The organism is Rhizobium ecuadorense (assembly GCF_001187535.1).
In the GTDB taxonomy this organism is placed as follows: domain Bacteria; phylum Pseudomonadota; class Alphaproteobacteria; order Rhizobiales; family Rhizobiaceae; genus Rhizobium; species Rhizobium ecuadorense.
The window spans coordinates 1-24181 of the sequence record NZ_LFIO01000812.1; the positions used below are offsets into that span (position 1 = coordinate 1).

Sequence of the window (24181 nt, forward strand, 5' to 3'; positions counted from 1 at the left end):
GCATTCCGCATGTGCCCAATCCGAGCCATATCGTGCCGGTGCTGGTCGGCGATGCCGCCAAGTGCAAGTGGATCTCCGACCTGCTGCTCGACAATTGCGGCGTCTACGTCCAGCCGATCAACTACCCCACCGTGCCGAAGAAGACCGAGCGGCTGCGTATCACGCCGACGCCGCTGCATTCGGACGCCGATATCGCCCATCTGGTCGAGGCGCTGCATTCGCTCTGGTCGCGCTGCGCGCTGGCAAGGATGGTGGCCTGAGAATACAGGGCAAGACGCGGAATATGATCATGGCCGAAGCGCAGGCGCGAAGTCCGCCCGAAGCGTCGTACTCGGTGTTTGCCCGCTCTTTCTATAGGTCGCGACTTGGATGAAAAAGGGACTACTCCACTTCCAGCAGAAGCGCTGTAGCGAGATAGCCCATGCTTATCGTACTCGCGAAGAGATAGATAAACAGACCCTGGGCGATATAGTGCTGAACCTCCCCTGCCGCGGAGCCGAAGGGCAAAAAGCCGTTCTGCCAAACCAGAAACCCCACAACGCATCCAATTGCGAAGCCCGTGGCTAATCGAGTGAGCATGAAGCTGATCATGCGAGGCATGGAGAAACCTCAAGTTTGACTGAAATAAACGGCAGGCAACGGAGAATGTTCCAGCTGAAAATGATCTTTATCAACGACCCGTCAGGCCGGCCCTGTCAGCAATGCAGGAACCGAAGGACTTATAACAGTGCATCTTCTTCCTCTTGCTGCGAGCGTTTTCACGCTTCTCATTTTGCCCGGACCAACCAATGCGATATTGGCGATCGCATCTCAGGGGCTGACCTCTAGGCGGGCGATCATGGTTCTTGCAACGGTCGTCTTCGCCTATCTTGCGATTGTTCTTTCGGTCTCCGGTCTAGCCGCTCCCATTCTCCGTGATCATCCCGCGATTTCGCAGGCCGTCAAACTTGCTTCGGCGACCTGGGTTTTCTACCTCGCGCTCCGGCTCTGGGGTGTCGGATCGAGCCCTGTCACGGTCGTAAGAATACGGCAGCTGGCCTTAACCACCCTGTTGAATCCCAAGGGGTTCATAATCGGGCTGACAATAATCCCTCCCGCGCAGAAGGCATCATCGATAGCCATTGTCGCCGTTCTCGCCTCCACGGTGTTTCTCGCCTCCGCCGTCTGGCTATCGATGGGCAGGATCGTTCTGGGAGGTGAAAAACAGATACCCTTGTTTGCCCGGCGATTTAGTTCCGCAACTCTCTTCATATTCTCCGCTGCGCTCACCGTCAGCGCATTTTGAGGGGCGGAAACTCTGGGCGGCCGAGAAGCTTGCCGAGCGCGATGGATTGCGTGTGTCACGCGAGACGCTGGGTCGTTGGATGTCGGAGGCCGGACTTTGGCTGTCGCGCAAGCAGCGGCGGACGTTTCATCAGCCGCGGTTGCGGCGTGAGGCCAGTCCGAGCATCGCTGGTTTGAGGATCGTGGAGATCCGTGTTCGCTCTTGGTGTTCGTCGATGATGCGACCGGCAGGCTGATGCAACTGCGCTTCGTGCGCTCGGAAAGCGCCTTCAGCTATTTCGACGCATCATGCCCGCGGCTGCAAGTGCTGGAAGCCCGAGGGTGCGGCCTTTTCGGTCGTGGCGGTTGCGCCGACCGAGAGCGTCGAAGTCCTCGAGAACGGCGACAAACTTGCCGTCGTCGATGCCTCGGCCCTAATCCAGCGGCACGCCTGCAAGGAATGCGGCGTGCATATGTACGGGCCGGTCGAGCGCGAACATCCCTTCCAGGGATTGTCCTTTGTCCATCCTGAGCGCTTCCAGGAAGGCGGCTGGGCAAAGCCCGGCCTTCGTGTCGCCGATCATCGAAAGCGGCTTCGATCCTGGCAAGATGGATGCCGTCAGAGCGCAGTTGAAGACATCTGGTATCGAGCCATACGATTGCCTCAACCCCGGCCTGATGGACTATATCGCCACCTGGACCGCCAAGAAGAGCGGCGTTCTCGCCTCGTAATCCACCGGGGAGCGCCGACCTCGGCGCTCCCCGGCCCTCGCCGCTGTCCGGATATCGATATATCCCGCGATGGCCGCGCACCGCCGGCTTGCCGGCACCCGGCCTCGGGCGCCTGATGATCGATGGATGCAAGAGCGCATCGATGTCGGCTGCAGAGAATTCTCCTGACCTGCCACGATAACCCGTCTGGAAAGAAACCCGCGATGCCGCGGCGGAGCTTTCCGCTGTGGATGTCTGTTCACCCCATCAGCCGCATCAAGTCTGACGGCCGCTCTCCAGGGGGCGCGTGTTATTGTGTATCCTCAGAATAATAATTGTGTACGCAAAGTACACAATCGTTTGACTCCCTGGGGGATGCGTGCCATCAGGGCGTAGAGCAACAAATGGCCGGAGATCGACGATGGCGAAGACACCGAAGAGCAATCTCTACGACGACCTGAAGCGCCAGATTTTGACGATGGAACTGGACCCGGACGCCGATCTGGACGAGGCGAGTTTGAGCGAGCGGTACGGGCTTTCCCGGACGCCGGTGCGGGATATCTTCCGCCGCCTCGCCGGCGAGGGTTATATCGACATCCGCGAGAACCGGGGTGCGCGGGTCATCCCGATGAACCACTCCACGCTTCGCAATTTCTTTCTCGTTGCGCCGATGATCTATGCGGCGATCGGCCGTCTCGCCGTGCAGAACTTCAAGCCCGCTCAGCTGTCGGACCTAAAGCAGACGCAGGAGCGGTTCCGTGCTGCCAGCGAGAACATGGACGCATTGGCGATGGTTCTTGAGAACAATCGCTTTCACGAAATCTTCGGCGAGATGTCGGGCAACGTCTATCTGCAGCCGAGCCTCGGCCGGCTGCTCATCGATCATGCGCGCATCGGTCACACGTTCTTCCGGCCGAGGAACGAGGATATGCGGCGGCGGCTGCAGGTGGCGGCCGACCACCATGACGGCTTCATCGCAGCGCTCGGCGCTCATGATGAGAATGCCGTTGTCGATCTCGTTTTCGAACACTGGGAATTGTCCCGCGAGAACATGGAGATGTTCATCGCCCCGCAAGGCCTGAAAGCGGACGCCTTCCTCGGCGGTCCGGCCACGCAAGTATTGGAGAAGTCGTCGTGAAGTTTGAGGGGATCTATACGCCGGCGGTAACGCCGCTCGACAAGAATGGTCAGATCGACCGGGCCGGATTTGCCGCCGTGCTCGAGTCGCTGATCGAGGCGGGTGTCCACGGCATCATCGTCGGCGGTTCGACGGGCGAATACTATGCCCAGAGCGGCCAGGAACGTCACGAACTCGCGGCCTATGCGAAGGAAGTCATCGGCACGCGATTGCCGCTGATCATCGGCACCGGCGCCACGCGGACCGAAGATTCGGTCGAATACGCCAAGGCGGCGAAGGAAATCGGCGCGGATGCGATCCTGGTGTCGTCACCGCCATACGCATTGCCGACCGAACGCGAGAACGCGGTCCATGCGCTGACCGTCGATCGCGCCGCCAACCTGCCGATCATGCTCTACAACTATCCCGCCCGCATGGGCGTGGTGATGGGCGAGGAGTATTTCTCCCGCGTCGGCAAGTCGAAGAACGTGATCGCCATCAAGGAAAGCTCCGGCGACATGGGCAATCTTCACCGGCTTGCCCGCAAGTTTCCGCATATTGCGCTGTCCTGCGGCTGGGACGACCAGGCGCTCGAATTCTTCGCCTGGGGTGCGAAGAGCTGGGTCTGCGCCGGTTCCAACTTCCTGCCGCGCGAGCATGTCGCCCTCTATGAGGCCTGCGTCCTCGAAAAGAACTTCGACAAGGGCCGGGCGATCATGAGCGCGATGCTGCCGCTGATGGATTTCCTCGAATGCGGCAAATTCGTCCAGTCGATCAAGCACGGCTGCGAGATCATCGGCCTCAAAGCCGGCCCGGTGCGGGCGCCGCTGCGCGGACTGAACTCCGAAGAGAAAAGAACCCTTGAGACCGTCGTCGCCACCTTGAAGCGCACGGTCGCCCAGATCACGTCGGGAGCCAATCATGCATGAACCCTTGACCGCCGCCGAATACAAGGCGATCGCCGCCGAGCTTCAGTTTCCGACGAACGCCTTCATCGACGGCGCATTTCGTCCGGCAAATTCCGGCAAGACTTTCACCTCGACGAACCCTGCGACGGGCGAAGTCCTCGCCGAAATCGCCGCCTGCGATTCCAGCGATGTCGACTTCGCCGTTGAGAAGGCGAAGGATGCGTTCGACGATGGGCGTTGGCGGCTTCGCTCGCCGGGTGAGCGCAAGGAAGTGCTTCTGAAGCTTGCCAAGCTCCTGGAGCGCCACAGACACGAGCTCGCCGTCCTGGAAAGCCTCGACAGCGGCAAGCCGGTGCGCGAATGCCAGACGGTCGACGTTCCCGATACCATTCATACGCTGCGCTGGCATGCCGAGCTGATCGACAAGCTCTATGACAACACCGCCCCGGTCGGCGCCAATGCGCTGACGATGATCGTGCGCGAGCCGATCGGCGTCGTCGGATGCGTGCTGCCGTGGAATTTCCCGCTGCTGATGCTGGCCTGGAAGATCGGCCCGGCGCTTGCCGCCGGCTGCTCGGTCATCGTCAAGCCGGCGCAGGAAACGACGCTCACCACGCTGCGCGTCGCCGAGCTTGCCCACGAAGCCGGTATTCCGGCTGGTGTGTTCAACGTCGTCACCGGCTCCGGCCGGGAGGTCGGCGAACCGATCGGCCTGCACAATGATGTCGACATGGTGGCCTTCACCGGCTCGACGCCGACCGGCCGTCGCTTCCTGCGTTACGCCGCGGATTCGAACCTCAAGAAGGTCGTGCTCGAATGCGGCGGCAAGAACCCCGCGGTCGTTCTCGACGATGCCGAAGACCTCGATCTCGTTGCCGAGCAGGTGGTCAACGGCGCCTTCTGGAACATGGGCGAGAATTGCTCGGCCACCTCACGTCTCATCGTTCATTCCAAGATCAAGGATGAATTGATGAAGCGCATCGGCGCCTATATGCGCGAATGGAAGACGGGCGATCCGCTCGATCCTGAAAACCGCATCGGCGCGCTCGTCAGCAAGTCGCATTTCGAGAAGGTGAAATCCTTCCTCGACGATGCCAAGACGGAGAAGCTGTCCGTCACTCAAGGCGGCGAAACCTATAACGGCATCTTCATCGAGCCGACGCTGGTCGAGGGTGTGACGCCGGCCAGCCGCCTGTTCCAGGAGGAAATCTTCGGACCGATCCTGTCGGTCACGACGTTCAACACGCTCGCCGAGGCGACCGCTTTGGCCAACGATACCAATTATGGCCTGACGGCCTCCGTCTATACGGGCAGCCTGCGCAATGCGATCCGGCTGACCCGCGACATCCGGGCCGGCCTGATCACCGTCAACTGCTTCGGTGAAGGTGACGCCACCACGCCGTTCGGCGGCTACAAGGAGTCCGGTTTCGGCGGCCGCGACAAGTCGGTCTTCGCCCATGACAATTACTGCGAGCTCAAGACCATATGGATCGACATTTCGGAGCGCTCCGTCGACGAGACGATCCGATGAGCCGCCATGTGATCAAGCACCTGCCGACCGACACCGGCGTTTCGGGATGGGAGGCGACCAGCGAACGCGCCTTTCCCGTGAAGGCGCTTGAACACGACATTACCGCCGATTGGCTGATCATCGGCGGCGGATTTGCCGGCCTGTCGGCGGCCCGCCGCCTCTCGCAAACGCGGCCTGAGGACAAGATCGTTGTCCTGGAGGCCCGCGAACTCGCCAAGGGTCCGGCCGGGCGCAATTCCGGCTTCATGATCGACGTGCCGCACAACCTGTCTTCGGGCGAGTATTCGGTCGCCGACGAAGCAGCGACCAAGGACGAGATCCGGCAGAACCGGCTGGCGATCTCCTTCGCAGCCGATGTCGCGGCCGAATACGGCCTGTCCCGGGAAACCTTCGATCCCTCGGGCAAGGTGAATGCCGCGGCCTCCGAGCGGGGAATGGGTCTCAACGACAATTACAGGAAGTCACTTGAGAAGATCGGCGAGGAGCATCGCGTTCTCGACGCCGACCAGATGCGGGAGATGACCGGCTCGCACTATTATCGCGGCGGCCTCTACACGCCCGGCGCGGTGATGATCCAGCCGGCCGATTATATCAGAGGTCTGGCGCGCGGGCTCCATTCGAAGGTTGCGATCCACGAGCATTCGCCGGTGCTGGAGCTTTCGCGTGAAAGCGGGACCTGGAAGGCGAAGACCGCCCGCGGCTCCGTTTCGGCGCCGAAGGTCATTCTCGGTGTGAACGGCCATATTCAAAGCTTCGGTCATTTTCGCGGAAGGCTGATGCATATCTTCACCTATGCGTCGATGACCTCGGCCTTTTCGCAGAACGAATTCGCAGGCGATGTCACCGGTGTGGATCGCTGGGCGCTGCTGCCGGCCGATCCGATGGGCGCGACGGTGCGCAAGATCACCAAGGACGGGCTTTCGAGGATCGTCGTCAGGACGAGGTTCACCTATGACCCGAGCCTGAAAGTGTCGGAGAAGCGCGTCGCCGGAATTGCTGCCGAACAGCGGCGGTCGTTCGATGCCCGTTTTCCGGGGATGGAGCGCCTGCCGATGGAATATAGCTGGGCGGGCGCGCTCTGCCTCTCCAGAAACCATGTGCCGGCATTCGGCGAGGTCGAAGAGGGGCTCTTTTCCGCCTGCTGCGAGAATGGTCTCGGCACCGTCAAGAGCACTTTCGCGGGCATGATGGCCGCCGATCTCGCGACCGGCGCCGCCAGCCCGGAGCTTGAGAAATACAAGAACCAGCCGGAGCCGACCAGGCTGCCGCCCGAGCCCATTGCGTGGCTCGGCGTCAACTCTGTCATCCGCTTTCAGGAATTGCGTGCAGGCCGCGAGGGATGATCCCTCCGCCGCGCAATGTGAAGACTGCCGCCTGCAGACTTCGATGAGTACGGGAACGAAAACCAGGAGTAAAAACAATGAAGATTTTGTGGAAGGCGCTTTGCGCCGCTGCGGTGATCGGGATGAGCATCCTTCCTGCTCGCGCCGAGGAAAAGACGATCACCCTCGGCACGATGTCGTGGGAAGATCTGACGCCCATCACCGGCATTACCAAGAAGGTTCTCGAAGATGCCGGCTACACCGTCAAGGTGACCGAGTTCTCCGAATGGGGCATTGCCTATGCCGCTCTTGCCAAGGGCGATATCCAGGCTCTCACCTCGCAGACCGACTACGTCGCCCAGGACTATTGGGACAAGAACAAGAACCGCCTCGAAAAGATTTCGCCGGTTTCGCACGGCCTCTATCAGGGCGTCGCCGTTCCGAAATACGTTCCGATCGACTCGCTCGAACAGCTCAATGAAAACGCCGACAAGTTCGGCGGCAAGATCATCGGCATCGAACCGGGCGCCGGCCTGATGCGCGATACGGCGAATGCGGTCAAGGATTACGGCCTCAAGCTCCAGCTCGTCGAAGGCAGCACCGCCGCGATGACGGCCGCGCTGAAATCCGCCTACGATCGCAAGGAGTGGATCGCGGTCACGATCTGGGAGCCGTCCTGGATGGTCCAGAAGTACGAGGTCAAGTACCTCAAGGATCCGAAGGGCGTATTCCCGCCACCGCAGAGCTACTACTGGATCGGCCATAAGGGCTTTTCCGAAGAATATCCGCATGCCCGCGAAGTCATGGCCAGCGTCTACGTGCCGATCGCCGACATCACCACCATCAACGGCGAAGTTAAGGACGGCAAGACCATGGACCAGGCCGTGCAGGATTGGATCGGCAGCCATGCCGACCTGATCAAGCGCTGGGAAAACATCAAGAAGAAGTAATCGCATCGTGGCCGCCCGATCCGTCGGGCGGCCATCTTCAAACCGAATGAAGAAGCCAGCGCCATTGGCTCAAAGGGGATCGCTATGAAAGCCGCCAATATCGATGCCAAGGATGTCCTGATCGACTGCCAATCCCTCTGGAAGGTTTTCGGAGGCAAGTCCGTCGCCGCGATGAAATCGATCAAGGAGCGCGGCCTCGGCAAGACAGAGGTCCTCAAGGAGTTCAACTGCGTCGTCGGCGTCTCCGATGCGAGCATCGAGGTCCGGCGCGGCGAAATCTTCTGCATCATGGGACTGTCGGGAAGCGGAAAATCGACGCTCATCCGCCTTCTCAACAAGCTGATCACGCCGAGCTCCGGCAAGGTCCTGGTCAAGGGACGCGACCTCGCCTCCTTGTCGCCGGTCGATCTCCGGCAGATGCGCGCCAAGAACATCGGCATGGTGTTTCAGAGCGTCGCGCTGCTGCCGCACCGGACGGTGCTCGAAAATGCGGCCTTCGGCCTCGAGGTCCAGGGTATTGCGAAGGCAGAGCGAAACAAGACCGCTGCCGCCGCCCTCGAGAAGGTCGGCCTCGCCGACTGGCTGAGCCGTTATCCCAGTGAGCTTTCCGGCGGCATGCAGCAACGCGTCGGGCTTGCCCGAGCGCTCGCCTCCGACCCCGAGATCATCCTGATGGACGAGCCGTTCAGCGCGCTCGACCCGCTGATCCGGCGCCAGCTTCAGGATGAGTTCCGCCAGCTGACCAAAGCGCTCGGCAAGTCCGCCGTCTTCATCACCCATGATCTCGACGAGGCGATCCGCATCGGCGATCGCATCGCGATCATGAAGGACGGCGTCATCATCCAGACTGGCACGGCAGAGGAAATCATCCTCAACCCGGCGGACGCCTACGTCGCCGAATTCGTCGCGGGCATTTCCCGCCTGCACCTGATCAAGGCGCATTCCGTCATGCGGAGTGTCGCCGAATTCCAGCAAGGGGCGCCGACCTTCGACATCGCCTCGCTGGCGCGCACGACGCCGGACGCCGATATCGACGAGCTCATTTCTTTGACGATGCAGTCGGAGCGTGACGCCATCGCCGTCGTCGACAACGATCAGGTCGTCGGCGTGGTCACGCCGCGCAGCCTGCTGATGGGCGTCAAGGGGACCTCCGCCCACGATCTCACGGCGGCGTGACCCCAACTGGAGGTGATTGACATGGATAGTTCAGCCTTCACCGATGTTTTCGACGAATGGACGGACTCTGCGCTCGAATGGGTGAGCGACAACGGAGAATTCCTCTTCGACTATATCAGACAGGTTCTCGAAGGGCTTTATGACGGCATCCTTTGGCTCCTGCAGCTTCCGCCCTTCTACGTGATCGCCCTGGTCGTGGCGCTCATCGGCTGGCGGGCGGTCAATCTCTGGTTCGGCCTCGCGAGCGGCGTCGCGCTGGCGCTTTGTTTTTCGATGGGGCTCTGGCCGGAGACGATGAGCACGCTCGCTCTGGTCCTGACCGCGACCGCGATCGCCTTGGCGATCGGCATCCCGATCGGTATCGCCGCCGGCTTCTTCACCGCTCTCGATCGCTTCATCGAGCCGGGTCTCGATCTGATCCAGACGCTTCCGCCCTATATCTACCTGCTGCCGGCGATCGCCCTGCTCGGCTACGGACCGGCGACGGCGCTGATTGCGACCGTGATCGTCGCCGTGCCGCCGGCCATCCGCCTGACCTCGCTCGGCATCCGCATGACTCCCAAGGAATTCATCGAACTTGGGGAGGCGCTCGGGATGACGCCGGCAAGGATGTTCCTCAAGATCCGTCTTCCCTTTGCTCTGCCGAGCATCATGGCAGGCATCAATCAGAGCCTGATGATGGCCTTCGGCATGGTGGTCATCGCCGGCATCGTCGGTTCCGGCGGGCTCGGAGAGACGATCTACGGCGCGATCAGGACACTCGACATCGCCACCTCAATCAATGGAGCGATCGCTATCGTGGTATTGACCATGGTGATTGACCGGATAACCCAGAGTGCCGCTCGCTTGGGAACAGGGAGGAAAGCATGAATCTTTCGACCTTTCAGTTTTCGCCCGGCGCCTTCCTGGCGCCATCGGTCGATTGGCTCAACACCAATCTTCACCCTCTGTTTGCGGCCATCAGCTATCTGGTGGAAACGGTGCTTTCGGCAATCGAGGCGGCACTGCTCTTCGTGCCACCCTATGCGCTGATCGCGATCGTTGTCGTCCTGGCATTCTTTGCCGTCAGCCTGCGCGCCGCGATCCTTGCCGGTCTCTGCCTCGGTTTCTGCCTGGTTGTAGGGCTGTGGACGGCATCGATGCAGACCCTTGCGCTGGTCAGCGTCGCCGTCATGATCTCGGTGCTCGTCGCCTTTCCGATCGGCGTCCTGTGCTCGCGGCACAAGACGTTGGAGGCGGTGGTTCGCCCGATTCTCGACGTGATGCAGACCGTGCCGCCATGGGTCTATCTCATTCCCGCGGTGATGATCTTCAGCCTTGGGCGCGTGCCGGCGATCATCGCCACCATCGTCTACGGCATTCCGCCGATGCTGCGCCTGACGACGCTGGCCTTCAACCAGGTGCCGAAGGTGTTCATCGAACTCGGCAGCGCCATCGGCGCGCCGCCGCGCTCCATCCTCTGGAAGATCGAAATCCCCCTGGCCAAGCAGACGCTGCTGGTCGGGCTCAACCAGTGCATTCTTCTGTCGCTGGCGATGGTCGTGCTGGCCGGCCTCGTCGGCGCAGGCGGGCTCGGCGCCGAGGTGACGCGCGGCCTGACGCGCATGGAGATGGGGCTTGGTCTGAGAGCCGGCCTGGCGATCGTCGCGGTCGCCCTTCTGCTTGACCGGTTGTCCCGCGGCCTGCTCGACCGCGACAGGCTGCCGAAAGCGGGATGAGCAAGGACACGAGGATGAGAAACAGCTTCTTCTGCATCGATGCCCATACCTGCGGCAACCCCGTCCGCCTCGTTGCCGGCGGCGGTCCGCTGCTTCCGCACCTGCCGATGGGCGAGCGCCGGGAAATCTTCGTCCGCGACCACGATTGGGTCCGCAAGGCGCTGATGTTCGAGCCGAGGGGGCATGACATCATGTCGGGCTCGATCATCTACCCTGCCTACCGGGAAGACTGCGATTTCGCCGTTCTTTTCATCGAAGTCAGCGGCTGCCTGCCGATGTGCGGCGCCGGCACGATCGGCACCGTGACGGCTGCGATCGAGGACGGACTGGTCAGGCCGCGCGAGCCGGGTCGGGTCGCCATCGAAACGCCGGCCGGCAGAGTGGATGTCACCTATGAGGAGAAGGGCGGCTATGTCGATAGCGTTCGTCTCCACAATGTGGCGAGCTATCTCCACGAGGCCGATGTCGAGGTCGATGTGCCCGGCATGGGCCGTCTGCGGGTCGATATCTCCTATGGCGGCAATTATTATGCGGTCGTCGAGCCGCAAGAGAATTGGAGCGGGCTCGACGACATGTCGGCGTCCGATATTGTCGGCTGCAGCCAGAGGCTGAGATCGGCGCTTGCTGGCGTCTGCGATCCCGTCCATCCCGACGATGCCAGGATCCGCGGCGTGCATCATGCGATCTGGTGCGACCGTCCCGTCAACGACGTCTCGGACGGACGCTGTGCGGTCTTCTACGGCGACAAGGCCATCGATCGGTCGCCGGGCGGCACCGGCACGTCGGCGCGCATGGCCCAGCTCCATGGCAAGGGGCGGCTCGATGTCGGGTCGAAATATCGTCATGAAAGCCTGATCGGAACCATTTTCGAGGGCCGGGTCGAAGCCGAGGCGAGGGTCGGACCCTATCGCGGCATTCTTCCAAGCATCGGCGGCTGGGCGCGGGTCATCGGCCACAACACCATCTTTGTTGACGACCGTGATCCGCTGGCACACGGTTTTCAAATTCGATGAGCGCATTTTCCGAGTTTTGAGAGGCGGCAAGGAGATGACTATGCGACCGGAGCAGCATCGGCAGGGAGACGGCGCCGCGAAACCCGGCGCCCGGCTTAAAGTGGGATTCGTGCTGTCGCGGTCATTTACGCTGTCGGCCTTTGCGCTCTTCATCGATACGCTGCGGCTTGCCAGCGACGAGCAGGATCGCTCCGGAAGGGTGCTTGCCGATTGGCAGGTGATCGGCAGCACGCGGCATCTGATCACCTCAAGCTGCGGCGTCCAGGTTGCCCCGACCTCCGATTTCGTCGATCCTTTGAAATTCGACTACATCGTGGTCGTCGGCGGGCTTCTGACGGTGGAGAATCCTGTCGACCAGCAGACCATCACTTTTCTCAGGCAGGCGGATGCCAAGAAGGTGCCGCTGATCGGCGTCTGCACCGGGTCGTTCATTCTTGCGGCGGCCGGCCTGATGAAGCGGCACGAATCCTGCGTGAGCTGGCTGCATTACAAGGAGTTTCGCGAGCGGTTCCCCGATCACGGCGTTCGGTCCGACCGGCTCTTCAATCTCGATCGCCAGCGCGGATCCTGCGCCGGCGGCAGCAGTTCGGCCGACATGGCCGCGTTGCTGGTCAGGAAATATATCAGCCGGGATGCCGAGCGAAATGCGCTTGAAGTGCTTCAGATCGAGAAGGCCCGGGCGCCGGCGGATATCCAGCCCCGCCGTCCGCTGTACGACGATTATGACGACGCTCGCGTCAAGGCGGCGATGATTACGATGGAACAGTTCGTCGACGGCAGCATATCGATCCAGAAGCTTGCCGGCATGGTTGGGCTGTCACGGCGGCAGCTGGAGAGAATTTTCATCGACAAGACGGGAATGTCTCCCGCCAAGGCCTATAATCGGGTTCGCATGGAGCGGGCAAAATCGATCCTGGTCCAGTCGAAGGCGCCGCTTATCGAGATCGCGCTCGATGTCGGCTTTGAAAATGCCTCGCAGTTCACGCGGACCTTCAAGCGGACTTTCGGGCAGACGCCGTCACAGCATCGCGCGGCAGCTTTGAGGGCGCACTGACCGAGACGCCTCGCGCGAAGAGGTTTCAGATATCCTCCCACGGAAAGCTGTCCAGCCGCTCCGCGCCCTTGGCGGTGATCAGGGCCTGGGTTTCTAGTTTGATGCTCTCCGAACCGGCTTCGGCGATCAGGCTTTCGACGTTGAGCACCATGTTCTCCTCGATGATGCCGCTGAAAGCGGGATCGAAATCCGGGTGCAGCAACACGCCCGGCCATTCGTCGGCCATGCCGGTACCGTGCAGGGCGAGCGTGTAGCGATAAGGCTGGTATTTCTCCGGGATTTGCCAGGACAGTTCGTTGAACTCCCGGAACGTCATGCCCGGCCGGATGACCGACAGATTGTGTTCGATCTGGTCCCTGGCTGCGGCGTAAAGCTCCTTCTGCTTGGCGTTCATGGCCACGTGGCCTGATGTCCATGAGCGCGAGAGGTCGGCGCAATAGCCGTAGGGGCCGATCATATCGGTGTCGAAGGAGATCATCTCGCCGCGCTTGATGACGTAGTCCGAACACTCCTGATACCAGGGATTGGTTCGGGGGCCCGCGGTCAATAGCTTGGTCTCCAGCCATTCGCCGCCGCTGCGCGCATTTTCGAAGTGCAGTTCGGCCCAGATCTCCCGCTCGGTGCGGCCCGGCTCCGATACTTCGTACATCCGCGCCATTCCCGCTTCGCAGACGCGGATCGTCCAGCGCATCAGCTCGATTTCTTCATCGCTTTTGACCGACCGCGCCCGTTCGGCCAGTTCCTGGCCGTCGAGAAGGGTAAATCCGCGTTCCGTGAGTTCGAATGCGCCTGATGGTTCGAGCCTGTCGACGGCGATGCACCTGTTGGCGCCATTGCCCTTCACGATGTCGGTGATCTCGTCCGCCCAGACCTTCAGGCGGGGTTCCACGAGGTTGCCTGCGGTGAAGAAGATCCAGGACTTCGCCAGCCGGATCTCGTCGATGCCGGGCAGCCCGTCATTGACGTGTTCGGCGCCTTCGAATTCGAAAATAATCGCCGGGCCGTCGGCCAGGATCAGCGCGTAGCGTGACGGATTATGCATCGTCCAGATGCTCATGTTCGACGAGTCGAAGGCATAGCGGATATTGACGGGATCGTAGAGCAGCAGCGCGCCGCAATCCCATTCGCGCATCTTCATGCGCAGCCGCGCCAGCCGGTAGCGGCGCGCCCGGTCGAGCGTCGCGGCCGGCACAGGACTGATGAGAGGCCGGTCCGCTCCCTCGGGGTTGAGGTAGGCCTGCTTGCGCTCATCCTTGAAGACGGTCGAGCCGGTCAGCTCGACGGAATCGTTTTCGTCTCGCAGCATCCGAGTGCTCCCTTGTTGTCGGTGAATAATGCGGTGTCGCTCAGCGTTCGATGACGAGATCGCTGAGCGGCTTCGAGCAGCAGGGCAGGAAGAATCCGGCGTCGATTTCCCTCTGGCGGATGCCGCCATTGTGGTTCATGTCGACCGTGCCCGATGTCAGCTTCGACTTGCAGGTGCCGCAGACGCCGTTGGCGCAGGAGGATGGAACCCTGACCCCCGACTTCTTCGCGCAGGAGAGCACGCTCTGATCGCCTGTCACCTCGATGCTGCGGGCCTGCTTCGAAAAGGTCACCTGAAAGACCTTGGCGGTCGCCTCCCCAACTGCAGGGATTTCCGGTTCGTCGATGACGGCGTCGTCGAAGCTTTCCTCGAGATAGTGCGAGGCGGGGACGCCGAGCTCGGTGGAAATGCGGCGGGCCGCCGCCATGAACGGGGCGGGGCCGCAGCACATCAGCGTCCGCTCGGCGATATCGGGAACCGCAAGCCTGACATAGTCCGCCGAAATACGGCCGGTGAGACCCGGCCAGGACGCCTCGCCGGCGACGGTCTCCGGGAGGAAGTGCAGCCGAAGGCCCTTCAGCCTGCGGGCGATGCAGGCAAGCTCGTCGCGGAAGATCAAATCCTGCGGTGTGCGCGCGGCGTGCATGAAGACAACATCGGCGGGTTCGCAGCTGTCGGCAAGTTCCCGCAGAATGGACATGACCGGGGTGATGCCGGAGCCGCCGGAGAGCAGCAGAAGCTTAGGTCCCGACGTCTCGGACCGGACGAAATGGCCGAGCGGGCCTTTCGCCTTGACGGATGCGCCCGGAACCAGCGAGTCGTGAAGCCAGTTGGAGATCTTGCCGCCCGGAACGCGCTTCACCGTGACGGAGAAGGCGTTCGTGCGATGCGGCGAAGAGGAGATGCTGTAGCACCGGCTTTCAGCCTCTCCATTGTGTTCAAGGTCGAACAGAAAATACTGTCCGGCCTTGAAGGCGAAGTGCTTCCCCCCAGGGGAGGCGAAGGTGAACGTCTTGACGTCGTGGGTCTCCTGCTGGACGTCGAGGCAGACGAGCGCATCGTCTTCCTCGGGATTCCAGACGTCGTGAAGGGCGGCCTTTGCGAGCAGCACTTGCGGGGTCCTAGTATCCATGAGCGCGCATCCGGTCGATGTACCAGCTGGCGAACTTGTCGAGGTTCGTCTCGGAAAAGCGGGAATAGGGACCCGGCTGATAGGCCGGATCGAGAGCGCCGGCATGGGAACGGGCGACGAGATCGGCGTCCTGATCGGTGGTTGCGACCCAGACATCCGTCAGCTTGTCGAGGTCGTAATCGACCCCTTCGACGGCGTCCTTGTGCACCAGCCACTTGGTCCTGACCAGCGTCTTGCCTGAAGAGAGCGGGATAACGGTTGCCACCACGGCATGGTCGCCCATGAAGTGGTTCCAGCTGTTATGACCCCAGAGATGCGTGTCGCCGAGATCCTTGCGGGTCATCTGCCCGAGGAGCTTGGACGATGCGGCGGTGGCGTCGGGGGTCTGGGATTCGCCCGCACCTGATATGATCAGCCGCTGCGTGCGGAAGTTAGTGGCGCAATCGGAAAGCTGCTCGACGGCAGCCGAGGGGAAACCGTCGGCTTCCCATGCCTGCGTGCGCGCCTCGTAAAGCCGGAAATGCTCCTCGGCCTGTTCTCGATCCTCAGGGCTCAACGTTTCGGGATCGAAACCGAAGTCGAGATCGACGAAGGAGACGCAGAGTTCCGGGTGGTTGGCGGAGCAGTGATAGCACTCGCGATTGTTCTCCATCGTCAGCTTCCAGTTGCCGTCCTCGATGACGTCGGTCTGGTGGGCGATCTTGGCATTGCGGATATCGTAGGGCGCGAGCCGCTCGATCATCGCCTGTTCGAGGACGGCAATGTCCTCGGGCGGATTGTCGGACAGGCAGACGTAGATCAGGCCGCCGATCGACTTGAAGGTGACCGGCTTGAGACCGTGACAATCCTTGTCGAATTCCTTGCCCATATGGGGGGCGTAGCTGAGTTCGCCCGTCAGCTCATAGGTCCAGGTGTGATAGGGACAGACGAGCTTCGAAACGATCGTCCTGCCCGGGTTGAGAAGACGGGAGCCGCGATGGCGGCAGACATTGTGCAGCACGCGGATTTCGCCGTCGTCGTCGCGCAGCAGGATCAGGCTCGTCTTGCCGATATCGACGACCGTAGCGTCGCCGGGCTCTGGAACATCACAGTCGAGGCCGACGCAGATCCAGTGCTTGTGGAAGAAGACCTCGATATCCGCTTCGAATACGTCTTCTCTTATATAGAGGCCGGCCGGCAGCGAGTGGCCTTCCGAGCGGGAGTCGAGCAGTGCCGAAATGGTAGATGGAAGCCTATTTAGCATGAGAACCTCTTATGTGAGAGTTTCCCTAGGTTGCCCTTGCATCGTGGGGCTTTCAACGGCATAAAAAATCACGCTCACATAATTTTTTCTCATGCCAAGAGGGTTTTGAGATGCAGTTTCGGAGACGGCTCCCGTCGCTGACGGCGCTGGTGACGCTGGAAGCGGTGCTGCGCCGGAAGAGCTTTACGACCGCGGCAAGCGAACTCGGCGTCACCCAGGCGGCAGTCAGCCGGCAGATTGCGTTGCTGGAGGAGGAGTTCAGCCAGGCCCTGTTCGTGCGCAAACACCGGGCGATCGAACCGACAGCGGCGTGCGTCAGCCTCGGCGCGACGCTGGCAAAGAGCTTTGCCGATATTGCCGAAAGCGTGGAGGCGATGCAGTCGCGCAGTCAGGACGTGGTGACGATCGGAGCAACCGTAGCATTCTCTTCCTTCTGGCTGCTGCCGCGGCTCGCCGAATTCCGCCGGGCCAATCCCGGTATTCTGGTACGGGTGATCTCCCAGGACAGCCCGATTGCGCTCGACGGTGGAGAGGTCGATGTGGCGATCCGTTACGGCCTGCCGCCCTTCAGCGACGGGACCGTCATCGCCTCGCGCGGCGACGTCATTTCCCCCGTCTGCTCTCCCGATTATCTCAGGCGCCGAGGAGATGGACCGTTAGGCTCGGCCGACGAATTCATCGAAACGGACGTTGTCGATCGGTCCTGGTACAACTGGTCGCAATGGGTTTCGCTGATTGGCGCCAATATCGAGGTCAAGCCATCGCTTCGGTTCAACCACTATACCGAAACCATCGCCGCCGCCCGCGCCGGGCAGGGGGTGGCGCTGGGATGGCGCATGCTGGTCGGCACGTTCTTGGAGGACGGAACCCTGGTGCAGGCAGACAGCAGCGAGCTTGCCGCCGAAGGGCGTTACAATGTCATCGTGCCCGTCAAAGCCAAGCGAAGCAGCGCCCGCGATCTCGCCGCCGCCTGGCTGACGGCATCATTGCACGGTTGATCGAAAAGGCCAAAGCTACAAGCCCAACCCCGGAGTCGCCGTCCGGTGCACGCCCTTCGGAACAAAGGCGAAGCGATCCGACAGGTCTAGGAAATCGGCCGCCAGGTGGATGACGGAAAGCCACATCTCCGTGCCCTGCAAGCTCGGTACGCTACCGTCGGCGAAGGGGAATCCTTCGCCATCCCGCCATCTGTCCAAGGCCCTTGAGATAAGATTGCGGGCGATCGCCTCGCCGTCGGCCCGCCGATAATCGGTCTGGCGGGCAATCAGCAGCAGCGGATGGATCGTGTCGAGCAGGTTGCAGGCATTGTATTTCTCAGCAACGAAGCCCGTGTGATTGCGATAATTGAGATGAACCGTTTCGAGCGCGGCATGCGGGTGCGGGAGCGGCATACCGAACTGCGCGTAGGTGCCACGCGTCAGTCGGTAAAAGCCGTTCACCGGCTGCAGCCATCCTTCCAGCGCCGTCGGCTCGCCCCACAGGCCCGAGACGCTGTTGGCATTGCGGCTCAGCCACTCGAAGAGCTGCTGGCGCGAATCCTTGATGCCGAAATACTTGGCATTGAAGTACATGGCGGTTCCGATGGCATCGACCACGCTGCCGGCATGCCATGCCCGGCTCGACCAGGGCAGGGCGCTTAGCCATTGCTCCAGCTCTTGAGTGCCGAGTTGCACCGCCTGGATGGGGTGCCGTGGTCCGGAGCCAAGCAATTCAAGCGCATAACCGACCGAAAGGACATTGTAGAGTGCCTTCGGATCCTCCCTCAACGCCCGGCCATGCACGCGCGAATGCTCTTCCGGGAAGAGGCCTGTCTCCCGGTCCTGGAGACTTTGGAGACGCTGGACGGTCTGCGGCTGATCGAGCCCGCGCGGCAGCTGGCCGAAGCCGGCTGCGATCTCGATGGCATCGCAGAGATGCCGGATCGCCGATCGCCTGACGCCGTCCGCCTCCAGCGATTCATAGGCCTCAGCTGTTTTCCAGCGGGCGAGAATATCCGGCCATTGCTCTTTCGCCTTCTGACCGAGCCTGACCAACTGATCTTCGATATCTGCAATGCCGGATTTCCTGGCCGCCTTGCCTCGGCGCCGCAGCACCTTTGCCGGTACGCCTCCGGCAATCGACAGGGCGGGAATGTCCTGCGTGACCACGGCCCCGGCGGCGATCACCGCGCCATTTCCAATGGTGACGCCATCGAGGATAACGCAATTGGCGCCGATCCAGACATCGTCGCCGATCACGATGCCGAGGCTGATGACGCCCTGGCGATGGATGGGGCGATCAGGATCGTCGAAGCCGTGATTGAATCCGACGATCGATGCGTGCGAGGCAATTCGCACCCCATTGCCGCACGTCACCTTGCCGGACACACAGGCAAAAGGATTGATCGAGCAATCGTCGCCGAGGACCACATCGCCCCGCACGAGCGCCTGCCCGGCAATCCAGGACCGCTCGCCCATCGTCAGGCTTTCGGTGAAGATCGCGGCATCTTCAGCGATATAGGACGTCTCGGCCAATTCGGCGCCGCATGAGCGCCGAAGCGCCGCCTTGCGGGCGAGATGGGCGGGATGATCGAGGTCAGACGCGATGCGTTCCCAGGGAAGATATTGCAGCCTGCGCGATTCCCGATCCTCGCTCGTCGACGCTTGCCGGTTATGGCCTTGGTCCATCTGATCCTCATTGTCGATTTCGACCGCCGAACATCCGTCTGGCTTCGGCGATCCTGCCTCGCACTGCATCAGATGGTGTCATTCCTGCGAAAGCAAGACCGGATCAAGCCGTCGGAGAACCGCTTCTGGCATGGCGGCTGTCAGATCCGTTCGATGCGCACCGGGAATTCTCCCCTGATGAGCAGCGGCTCAAAACCATTGTCGAAGCGGCCGAGGCGGATCAGTCCGTCCCAACGGTAGTCCCCGTAGAAGAGGGCGAGGTTTCCCCAGGGCTTGAAATAGCAAAGATCGCCCGGCTGTTCGTTGCCGAAGGGAGCACTGCCTTCTTCCGTGAGCTTGCGTGGCAGATGGACGATCTTCTCGTTCTTGCCGTAGTCCTCGATCTTGAGGTCCAAAGGCAGCATGGATGCAAGATCCAGCGCGGAGGGATTGTCGTAAAGCGTTGCAGTCAGGGTCAGGTTGCAGAAGCTTATTCCGATCCTGACGTCGGTGGGTTTCTGACTCGCCGGGCTGCTGCCTTCCTGTGCGGTCGCCAGGCGCGGCATGGCGCCAGCCGTCAGCGCTAGCCCTAACATCGTCCGCCGGCTCATGAATTGGGATGTGGTCGACATGGCGCGTTGAATCAGACCGGCTGTGCCGTGGGCCGGAACAGGATCTCATTGATATCGACGTCATCAGGCTCATTCACCGCGAAGGCGACCGTTCTGGCGAAGGTGTCAGCGCCGATGGCGATCTTGCTGACGAACTCCTGCGTGCCGGCCTGAATGTCCTTCTCGCTGATATGCTCGAGCAGCTCGGTTCTCACCGCGCCGGGTGAGATGATCGTGGTGCGAATGTTGTATGGCTTCATTTCCTTCCGCAGCCCCTCCGAAAGCGCGCGCACGGCGAATTTTGTGGCGCAGTAAACGGTGGCGCCTGGATCGACCACATGGCCGTAGACGGAGGATACGTTGATGATGTGCCCCGATTTCTGCGCCCTCATATGGGGCAGTGCTGCCGCAACACCGTAGAGCACACCCTTGATGTTTACGTCGATCATGCGATCCCACTCGTCGAGCTTCAGCCGTTCGAGCGGCGCAAGCGGCATCAGCCCGGCATTGTTCAGCATCACGTCGATCCGACCGAATTCTTCGACGGCGGTGTCGACGAGCGTCTTGACCTGATGTGGATCCGTGACGTCGGTCTGGACCGCTTTCGCCTTCAGGCCCTTGGACCTCAGTTCTTCAGCCAGACTTTCGATCCGGCTCGTTCGGCGCGCCCCCAAGACAACCGAAGCGCCGCGCTCGGCGAGGTGACGCGCTGTGGCTTCGCCAAGTCCGCTGCTTGCGCCGGTGATGACGACGATTTTGTTTTCGATACCGTGTCGCATGGTGATCTCCCGATTGGCCAACGGCCGCAACCTGTTCATCTGTCTGCTCGGGATAGATAATCCGGCTGGTTTCGCGTGAGTAGGCGCTATAATCTGGATGTCGTGGTGAGGGATATTCAACAATGCGTCGGGACGAATTCACCGAAATACGGGCGTTTCTGGAAGTGGCAAAGGAGCGAAGCTTCACGCGCGCTGCCTCAAAGCTGGGGGTCACCCGCTCGGCTCTGAGCCACACGGTCAGCGCGCTCGAAGAGCGGCTCGGCATCCGTCTTCTTTCGCGCACGACACGGGATGTTGCGCCAACGGCAGCGGGCACGCGCCTGGTCGAAAGCATCCAGCCGCATTTCGAGAGCATCGCCGCCGGTATCAGCGCTCTCGGCGCATTGCGTGACAGGCCTTCAGGTCTGGTTCGGCTGGTGTGTCCCGACGACGCCGCCGAGCTGGTTTTTCGTTCCAGACTGCCGGCATTTCTGCGTGACTACCCTGATATCACCGTGGAAATCATCGTCGACAACGGCTTCACAAACATTGTCGAGCGCCAGTTCGATGCCGGCGTGCGGCTCGGCGAAGCAATCGCGCGCGACATGGTGGCCGTTCGTCTCGGTCCCGACGTCTCCTATGCCGTGGTCGGATCGCCTGATTATTTTGCTGGGCGGGTGATGCCTACGACACCGCAGGACCTGACAGACCACAATTGCGTCAATTTGCGGCTTCCGACGTCAGGCGCGCTTTACGCCTGGGAATTTGAGAAGGACGGCAGCGAATTCAGCGTCCGGGTCGAGGGTCAGCTTGTGTTGAGCAACATGGAGCCGGCGATCGATGCCGCTCTCGATGGCGTTGGATTGGCCTATGTGCCGAAGGATCTGGTCCGGCGATATCTGGACAGCGGCGAATTGCGCGAAGTGCTCGCAGACTGGATGCCGACGTTTCAAGGCTATCATCTCTACTATCCCAGCCGGCGCCATCCATCTCCCGCGTTTTCTGCCTTCGTTGAAGCCTTTCGCTACCGTCGTAGGTAGTCCCAAAAGCACGCCGGACCGCTCGATTGGACAAAGGGGCGCAACCTGTTGCGCCCCTAGCTCACCGGCGATTACCGAGCGCTGTCGATGATAGCGCCGCCATCGGGGGTGAGGCTGTAGCCTGTGATGAACTGCGAATCCTTGCTGGCAAGGAACAGCACCACTGGCGCAATGTCCTCTTCCGGCGAGCCGAAACGAGCGAGTGCATTCGCTGGCGGAGGAACCTCCTTTTCGGCAGCACCCCAGGTGTCGGCGATCGGCAGGATGTTGTTCACGGTGATCTTGTCGGCGCCCCATTCGCGTGCCGCCGTGCGGGTCAGAGCGCGCACCGCCTCCTTGGCCATATTGTACGGGCCATAACCAGCAAGCCCGCTGGTGGCGGCCATCGAGCCGAAGTTGATGATCCGGCCTTCTCCGCTTTCTCTCAGGTGAGGATAGCAAGCCTGCATGAACCGCAAATAGGCGATCGGCCCGGTATCGAAGTTTCGTTGCAACAGCTCGACCGAGAGGTCGATGACCGAAGACGAGACCGCGGAACCGTCGAAAGCATTGTTCACGAGAATGTCGATGCGGCCATATGCGGCTACCACCTGGTCCACCGCGGCCGTGATCCGGTCGGTCTCTCCGACATCGCAGACGACGCCGAGTGCTGTGCCGCCCGCTTCGACGATATCAGCGACGACACGTTCGACGCCTTCTGATGTGCGCGAGAGAATTGCGACCTTCGCGCCTTCGGCGGCAAAGAGCTTTGCAGTGGCGCGGCCGATGCCGCGGCTTGCGCCCGTGACGATGGCAACTTTTCCATTGAGTCGGCCCATTTCTATCTCCTTGGTTGGGTTAAAGTTATCGGACGTCAGCGCGCTGCGGTCTGAACGTAGGGGGAAGGAACGAGGCGGGCGTCGTTCTGCGTCAGGAACGAGGTGACGAGCAGCGCCAGGCCGATCGCCGCGGGCAGGGCGCCGGCGGGTTTTCGAACACCGATATGTGCGAGGCCCGACAGCAGCAGGTGGAAGAAGATGCCGGCATAGGCGAGATCACTGAGCGGCATGCTGATGCGTGAAAGGATCGCGACCGGGCCAAGAACCTTGATGACGATCATGAGTGGAATGAGATAGGAAGCCTTGTATCCGAGTTCCGCCAGAACCTGGCGAACCCAGTCTCGCTTGGTGACATAGATGGTGGCTGAGGCAAGGTAGAGCGCGGACAGAAGTCCCGTGCTGATCCAGTAGACGTAATATTCAGGCATGAGTTCATCCCTGTCGCTGCCCACGCAGCAACATTCCTCTCGTCGAGTCTGTCGGTTTGTTTTGAGAGGCGCTTTTCCTGCGCCTTCTTGTGCACGCAGAGAAATGTCGTCTAACATTTATATTTGCAAGTAGGATGATTTACTTGCTGTTAGTATGGAAAAGCAGACCATGGCTGAAGAAGAAGTGAATATGCATGAAGAGATGCGGCGAGCCTTCGCGCTGCTTTCCGGCAAATGGAAGCTGGAAATCATGTGGCTGCTCAATCAGCGGATCTATCGGTTCGGCGAATTGAGAAAGGCTATTCCCGGCATCACCCAACACATGCTGACGGCGCAACTTCGTGAACTCGAAGCGGACGGTTTGGTGTCCCGCACGATCTTTGCGGAGGTTCCTCCGCGCGTCGAATATGAGATCACGCAAAAAGCGCGGGGCCTCGGCCCCACGATGGAAGCTTTGACGGCATGGTGGAACGAGTACGGCAAGAGCGTGCCGGTGAAGCCGAGCGCACGCGGCCGGAAAGCGAGAGATCGCTGAACTGCTTCACATTCACGAAAGGCTCGACCCGAACTTGTCCCAGGCTTCCTTGACTGTTTCCATAGCGACATTCGTCGAGGTGCTGGCAACATGGGGCAGCGTCGAGATACGCTCGCCCAGCACGCGGCGGTAGCGGCCGATGTCGCGGGTGCGGATCTTCAGGAGATAATCGAACCTGCCGGCGATCATGTGGCACTCTTCGACTTCCCGGATCTTCTTGATGGCGTCGTTGAAGCTTTTCAGCGCATCCTCGCGGGTATCGGAAAGCTTCACCTCGACGAAGGCGATGTGGTCGAGCTGCATTTTCGACGGGTTGAGGACGGCTTTGAAGCCTTCGATGTAGCCGTCACTGATCAGCCGCTTGAAGCGGATCTGGCACGGCGTCTTCGAAAGCCCGACGCGCGCCGCGAGATCGGTGATCGACAGTCTGCCGTCCTCGGCGAGCGCGGCGAGGATCTTTCTGTCGAACTGGTCCAATTCACTAAAGATGTCGGTTTCTGTGGCCATTTGAACTCTCTGTGCTCGGTTTATAAGTTCATACAGCTTGAAAACTGTTGAAATCAAGTGAGATCGCGATTTTCGGCTGTGATAGATTATGCTCGGCAATCGGAGGAAGGGCGCGGCCGCTGGGCGCATTGCCGAAATCGGTAGCCGCGACGCGCAAAAAGGGGGATCATAGATGCATGAAAGAAAAGCGGATGGCGATCAAAAACCGGATCTGCTCGCTCACTACCGGCCGGTGGCGATAAGAGCGGTCGCAGCCCCATTCACCCTCAAGCGCGACAAGCCCAATGCGCGCCCGCTTCGCGAGACGGAATATTCCGGCCCGATTTTTACGGACGATGCCACCTGGGACGACGAGCCCGCTGTTCCATTTATCCGTTAGACGAAACATTCACTGA

General features: G+C 61.2%; 26 protein-coding genes and 2 pseudogenes. 18 read left to right on the forward strand and 10 right to left on the reverse strand.

The genetic code is table 11. From position 1 onward, the window contains the following. Nucleotides 1-260 (forward strand): aminotransferase class I/II-fold pyridoxal phosphate-dependent enzyme (locus AF337_RS14130; RefSeq protein ID WP_152971078.1); only part of this gene is annotated, 260 nt, incomplete at its 5' end. 121 nt (nucleotides 261-381) lie between these two features. Here AF337_RS14130 and AF337_RS14135 read toward each other — a convergent pair. After that, nucleotides 382-600: a hypothetical protein gene (locus tag AF337_RS14135; protein ID WP_049732527.1), complete on the reverse strand. Its 219-nt coding sequence runs from the start codon at nucleotides 598-600 to the stop codon at nucleotides 382-384. A gap of 127 nt (nucleotides 601-727) precedes the next feature. Here AF337_RS14135 and AF337_RS14140 point away from each other — a divergent pair, with 127 nt between their 5' ends. The 13 genes and pseudogenes from AF337_RS14140 to AF337_RS14195 all read left to right on the forward strand — a co-directional run bounded on the left by AF337_RS14140 (nucleotide 728) and on the right by AF337_RS14195 (nucleotide 12763). Beyond that, nucleotides 728-1285 carry a hypothetical protein gene (locus AF337_RS14140; RefSeq protein ID WP_049732528.1) on the forward strand — a complete coding sequence of 186 codons (558 nt, stop codon included), beginning with the start codon at nucleotides 728-730 and terminating at the stop codon, nucleotides 1283-1285. A gap of 16 nt (nucleotides 1286-1301) precedes the next feature. Continuing rightward, nucleotides 1302-1570, forward strand: a pseudogene (locus AF337_RS45395) (ISNCY family transposase); the annotation flags it as partial. After that, a pseudogene (locus AF337_RS14145) lies at nucleotides 1566-1995 on the forward strand (S-(hydroxymethyl)glutathione synthase); the annotation flags it as partial. The pseudogenes AF337_RS45395 and AF337_RS14145, both read left to right, overlap by 5 nt. A 400-nt stretch (nucleotides 1996-2395) precedes the next feature. Then, a complete protein-coding gene (locus AF337_RS14150; RefSeq protein ID WP_049732529.1) occupies nucleotides 2396-3112 on the forward strand; it encodes a GntR family transcriptional regulator in 717 nt (238 codons plus the stop codon). Further along, entirely contained in the window at nucleotides 3109-4020 is a 912-nt protein-coding gene (locus tag AF337_RS14155) for a dihydrodipicolinate synthase family protein (protein ID WP_049732530.1), read from the forward strand. Before AF337_RS14150 ends, AF337_RS14155 begins: the two co-directional genes overlap by 4 nt. Next, nucleotides 4013-5530: an aldehyde dehydrogenase gene (locus tag AF337_RS14160; protein WP_049732531.1), complete on the forward strand. Its 1518-nt coding sequence runs from the start codon at nucleotides 4013-4015 to the stop codon at nucleotides 5528-5530. The genes AF337_RS14155 and AF337_RS14160 overlap by 8 nt, the downstream gene beginning before the upstream one ends. Next, nucleotides 5527-6873, forward strand: coding sequence for an NAD(P)/FAD-dependent oxidoreductase (locus AF337_RS14165; RefSeq protein WP_049732532.1), 1347 nt, complete (start codon nucleotides 5527-5529; stop codon nucleotides 6871-6873). Before AF337_RS14160 ends, AF337_RS14165 begins: the two co-directional genes overlap by 4 nt. Nucleotides 6874-6950: 77 nt before the next feature. Then, on the forward strand, nucleotides 6951-7802 hold the full coding sequence (locus AF337_RS14170) for a glycine betaine ABC transporter substrate-binding protein (RefSeq protein WP_049732533.1): 852 nt from the start codon (nucleotides 6951-6953) through the stop codon (nucleotides 7800-7802). 84 nt (nucleotides 7803-7886) lie between these two features. Beyond that, complete coding sequence (locus AF337_RS14175; RefSeq protein ID WP_049732534.1) at nucleotides 7887-8978, forward strand: quaternary amine ABC transporter ATP-binding protein; 1092 nt, start codon at nucleotides 7887-7889, stop codon at nucleotides 8976-8978. A gap of 21 nt (nucleotides 8979-8999) precedes the next feature. Continuing rightward, nucleotides 9000-9848, forward strand: coding sequence for an ABC transporter permease (locus AF337_RS14180; RefSeq protein WP_049732535.1), 849 nt, complete (start codon nucleotides 9000-9002; stop codon nucleotides 9846-9848). After that, nucleotides 9845-10696, forward strand: coding sequence for an ABC transporter permease (locus AF337_RS14185; protein ID WP_049732536.1), 852 nt, complete (start codon nucleotides 9845-9847; stop codon nucleotides 10694-10696). The genes AF337_RS14180 and AF337_RS14185 overlap by 4 nt, the downstream gene beginning before the upstream one ends. A 14-nt stretch (nucleotides 10697-10710) precedes the next feature. Further along, complete coding sequence (locus AF337_RS14190; RefSeq protein ID WP_049732581.1) at nucleotides 10711-11709, forward strand: 4-hydroxyproline epimerase; 999 nt, start codon at nucleotides 10711-10713, stop codon at nucleotides 11707-11709. 40 nt (nucleotides 11710-11749) lie between these two features. Further along, nucleotides 11750-12763, forward strand: a complete 1014-nt coding sequence (locus tag AF337_RS14195) for a GlxA family transcriptional regulator (protein WP_049732537.1) — start codon at nucleotides 11750-11752, stop codon at nucleotides 12761-12763. Nucleotides 12764-12788: 25 nt separating this feature from the next. Here AF337_RS14195 and AF337_RS14200 read toward each other — a convergent pair whose 3' ends face one another. Genes AF337_RS14200 through AF337_RS14210 form a run of 3 tightly spaced genes read right to left on the reverse strand, consistent with a single transcriptional unit; the run spans nucleotide 12789 to nucleotide 16444 of the window. After that, the gene (locus tag AF337_RS14200) at nucleotides 12789-14069 is read right to left on the reverse strand and encodes a M24 family metallopeptidase (RefSeq protein ID WP_049732538.1); all 1281 of its coding nucleotides are present in this window, start codon (nucleotides 14067-14069) and stop codon (nucleotides 12789-12791) included. 40 nt (nucleotides 14070-14109) lie between these two features. Beyond that, a complete protein-coding gene (locus AF337_RS14205; RefSeq protein ID WP_049732539.1) occupies nucleotides 14110-15201 on the reverse strand; it encodes an FAD-binding oxidoreductase in 1092 nt (363 codons plus the stop codon). Further along, on the reverse strand, nucleotides 15191-16444 hold the full coding sequence (locus AF337_RS14210; protein WP_049732540.1) for an aromatic ring-hydroxylating oxygenase subunit alpha: 1254 nt from the start codon (nucleotides 16442-16444) through the stop codon (nucleotides 15191-15193). Before AF337_RS14210 ends, AF337_RS14205 begins: the two co-directional genes overlap by 11 nt. Nucleotides 16445-16554: 110 nt before the next feature. Here AF337_RS14210 and AF337_RS14215 point away from each other — a divergent pair, with 110 nt between their 5' ends. Then, the gene (locus AF337_RS14215; protein WP_049732541.1) at nucleotides 16555-17442 is read left to right on the forward strand and encodes a LysR substrate-binding domain-containing protein; all 888 of its coding nucleotides are present in this window, start codon (nucleotides 16555-16557) and stop codon (nucleotides 17440-17442) included. A 15-nt stretch (nucleotides 17443-17457) separates the two neighbouring features. Here the strand turns inward: AF337_RS14215 and AF337_RS14220 are convergent, their stop codons facing one another. The 3 genes from AF337_RS14220 to AF337_RS14230 all read right to left on the reverse strand — a co-directional run bounded on the left by AF337_RS14220 (nucleotide 17458) and on the right by AF337_RS14230 (nucleotide 20479). Then, nucleotides 17458-19110 (reverse strand): acyltransferase, encoded by a 1653-nt coding sequence (locus tag AF337_RS14220; RefSeq protein WP_049732582.1) that lies wholly within the window; start codon nucleotides 19108-19110, stop codon nucleotides 17458-17460. Nucleotides 19111-19250: 140 nt separating this feature from the next. Next, a complete protein-coding gene (locus tag AF337_RS14225; RefSeq protein ID WP_049732542.1) occupies nucleotides 19251-19721 on the reverse strand; it encodes a cyclophilin-like fold protein in 471 nt (156 codons plus the stop codon). Nucleotides 19722-19732: 11 nt separating this feature from the next. Then, nucleotides 19733-20479: an SDR family oxidoreductase gene (locus AF337_RS14230; RefSeq protein WP_049732543.1), complete on the reverse strand. Its 747-nt coding sequence runs from the start codon at nucleotides 20477-20479 to the stop codon at nucleotides 19733-19735. A gap of 122 nt (nucleotides 20480-20601) precedes the next feature. Here AF337_RS14230 and AF337_RS14235 point away from each other — a divergent pair, with 122 nt between their 5' ends. Then, complete coding sequence (locus AF337_RS14235) at nucleotides 20602-21498, forward strand: LysR family transcriptional regulator (protein WP_049732544.1); 897 nt, start codon at nucleotides 20602-20604, stop codon at nucleotides 21496-21498. Nucleotides 21499-21569: 71 nt separating this feature from the next. On the opposite strand, the gene AF337_RS14240 is transcribed toward AF337_RS14235, so the two are convergent. Next, on the reverse strand, nucleotides 21570-22316 hold the full coding sequence (locus tag AF337_RS14240) for an SDR family NAD(P)-dependent oxidoreductase (protein WP_049732545.1): 747 nt from the start codon (nucleotides 22314-22316) through the stop codon (nucleotides 21570-21572). A 35-nt stretch (nucleotides 22317-22351) separates the two neighbouring features. Next, on the reverse strand, nucleotides 22352-22744 hold the full coding sequence (locus AF337_RS14245; protein ID WP_049732546.1) for a DoxX family protein: 393 nt from the start codon (nucleotides 22742-22744) through the stop codon (nucleotides 22352-22354). Nucleotides 22745-22898: 154 nt separating this feature from the next. Here AF337_RS14245 and AF337_RS14250 point away from each other — a divergent pair, with 154 nt between their 5' ends. Beyond that, the gene (locus tag AF337_RS14250) at nucleotides 22899-23279 is read left to right on the forward strand and encodes a winged helix-turn-helix transcriptional regulator (RefSeq protein ID WP_049732547.1); all 381 of its coding nucleotides are present in this window, start codon (nucleotides 22899-22901) and stop codon (nucleotides 23277-23279) included. A gap of 12 nt (nucleotides 23280-23291) precedes the next feature. Here the strand turns inward: AF337_RS14250 and AF337_RS14255 are convergent, their stop codons facing one another. Then, a complete protein-coding gene (locus tag AF337_RS14255) occupies nucleotides 23292-23786 on the reverse strand; it encodes an Lrp/AsnC family transcriptional regulator (protein WP_049732548.1) in 495 nt (164 codons plus the stop codon). A gap of 172 nt (nucleotides 23787-23958) precedes the next feature. Here AF337_RS14255 and AF337_RS14260 point away from each other — a divergent pair, with 172 nt between their 5' ends. Further along, nucleotides 23959-24165: a hypothetical protein gene (locus AF337_RS14260; RefSeq protein ID WP_049732549.1), complete on the forward strand. Its 207-nt coding sequence runs from the start codon at nucleotides 23959-23961 to the stop codon at nucleotides 24163-24165. Nucleotides 24166-24181: the final 16 nt, after the last annotated feature.

What these genes read in the sequence shown, in the direction of transcription:
- AF337_RS14210 (WP_049732540.1), bottom strand. Translation starts at nt 16,444, where the DNA reads ATGCTAAATAGGCTTCCATCTACCATTTCGGCACTGCTCGACTCCCGC.
- AF337_RS14245 (WP_049732546.1), bottom strand. Translation starts at nt 22,744, where the DNA reads ATGCCTGAATATTACGTCTACTGGATCAGCACGGGACTTCTGTCCGCG.
- AF337_RS14255 (WP_049732548.1), bottom strand. Translation starts at nt 23,786, where the DNA reads ATGGCCACAGAAACCGACATCTTTAGTGAATTGGACCAGTTCGACAGA.
- AF337_RS14170 (WP_049732533.1), top strand. Translation starts at nt 6,951, where the DNA reads ATGAAGATTTTGTGGAAGGCGCTTTGCGCCGCTGCGGTGATCGGGATG.
- AF337_RS14220 (WP_049732582.1), bottom strand. Translation starts at nt 19,110, where the DNA reads ATGGACCAAGGCCATAACCGGCAAGCGTCGACGAGCGAGGATCGGGAA.
- AF337_RS14235 (WP_049732544.1), top strand. Translation starts at nt 20,602, where the DNA reads ATGCGTCGGGACGAATTCACCGAAATACGGGCGTTTCTGGAAGTGGCA.
- AF337_RS14250 (WP_049732547.1), top strand. Translation starts at nt 22,899, where the DNA reads ATGGAAAAGCAGACCATGGCTGAAGAAGAAGTGAATATGCATGAAGAG.
- AF337_RS14185 (WP_049732536.1), top strand. Translation starts at nt 9,845, where the DNA reads ATGAATCTTTCGACCTTTCAGTTTTCGCCCGGCGCCTTCCTGGCGCCA.
- AF337_RS14260 (WP_049732549.1), top strand. Translation starts at nt 23,959, where the DNA reads ATGCATGAAAGAAAAGCGGATGGCGATCAAAAACCGGATCTGCTCGCT.
- AF337_RS14165 (WP_049732532.1), top strand. Translation starts at nt 5,527, where the DNA reads ATGAGCCGCCATGTGATCAAGCACCTGCCGACCGACACCGGCGTTTCG.
- AF337_RS14240 (WP_049732545.1), bottom strand. Translation starts at nt 22,316, where the DNA reads ATGGGCCGACTCAATGGAAAAGTTGCCATCGTCACGGGCGCAAGCCGC.
- AF337_RS14195 (WP_049732537.1), top strand. Translation starts at nt 11,750, where the DNA reads ATGCGACCGGAGCAGCATCGGCAGGGAGACGGCGCCGCGAAACCCGGC.
- AF337_RS14225 (WP_049732542.1), bottom strand. Translation starts at nt 19,721, where the DNA reads ATGTCGACCACATCCCAATTCATGAGCCGGCGGACGATGTTAGGGCTA.
- AF337_RS14215 (WP_049732541.1), top strand. Translation starts at nt 16,555, where the DNA reads ATGCAGTTTCGGAGACGGCTCCCGTCGCTGACGGCGCTGGTGACGCTG.
- AF337_RS14150 (WP_049732529.1), top strand. Translation starts at nt 2,396, where the DNA reads ATGGCGAAGACACCGAAGAGCAATCTCTACGACGACCTGAAGCGCCAG.
- AF337_RS14160 (WP_049732531.1), top strand. Translation starts at nt 4,013, where the DNA reads ATGCATGAACCCTTGACCGCCGCCGAATACAAGGCGATCGCCGCCGAG.
- AF337_RS14205 (WP_049732539.1), bottom strand. Translation starts at nt 15,201, where the DNA reads ATGGATACTAGGACCCCGCAAGTGCTGCTCGCAAAGGCCGCCCTTCAC.
- AF337_RS14135 (WP_049732527.1), bottom strand. Translation starts at nt 600, where the DNA reads ATGCCTCGCATGATCAGCTTCATGCTCACTCGATTAGCCACGGGCTTC.
- AF337_RS14180 (WP_049732535.1), top strand. Translation starts at nt 9,000, where the DNA reads ATGGATAGTTCAGCCTTCACCGATGTTTTCGACGAATGGACGGACTCT.
- AF337_RS14200 (WP_049732538.1), bottom strand. Translation starts at nt 14,069, where the DNA reads ATGCTGCGAGACGAAAACGATTCCGTCGAGCTGACCGGCTCGACCGTC.
- AF337_RS14230 (WP_049732543.1), bottom strand. Translation starts at nt 20,479, where the DNA reads ATGCGACACGGTATCGAAAACAAAATCGTCGTCATCACCGGCGCAAGC.
- AF337_RS14190 (WP_049732581.1), top strand. Translation starts at nt 10,711, where the DNA reads ATGAGAAACAGCTTCTTCTGCATCGATGCCCATACCTGCGGCAACCCC.
- AF337_RS14175 (WP_049732534.1), top strand. Translation starts at nt 7,887, where the DNA reads ATGAAAGCCGCCAATATCGATGCCAAGGATGTCCTGATCGACTGCCAA.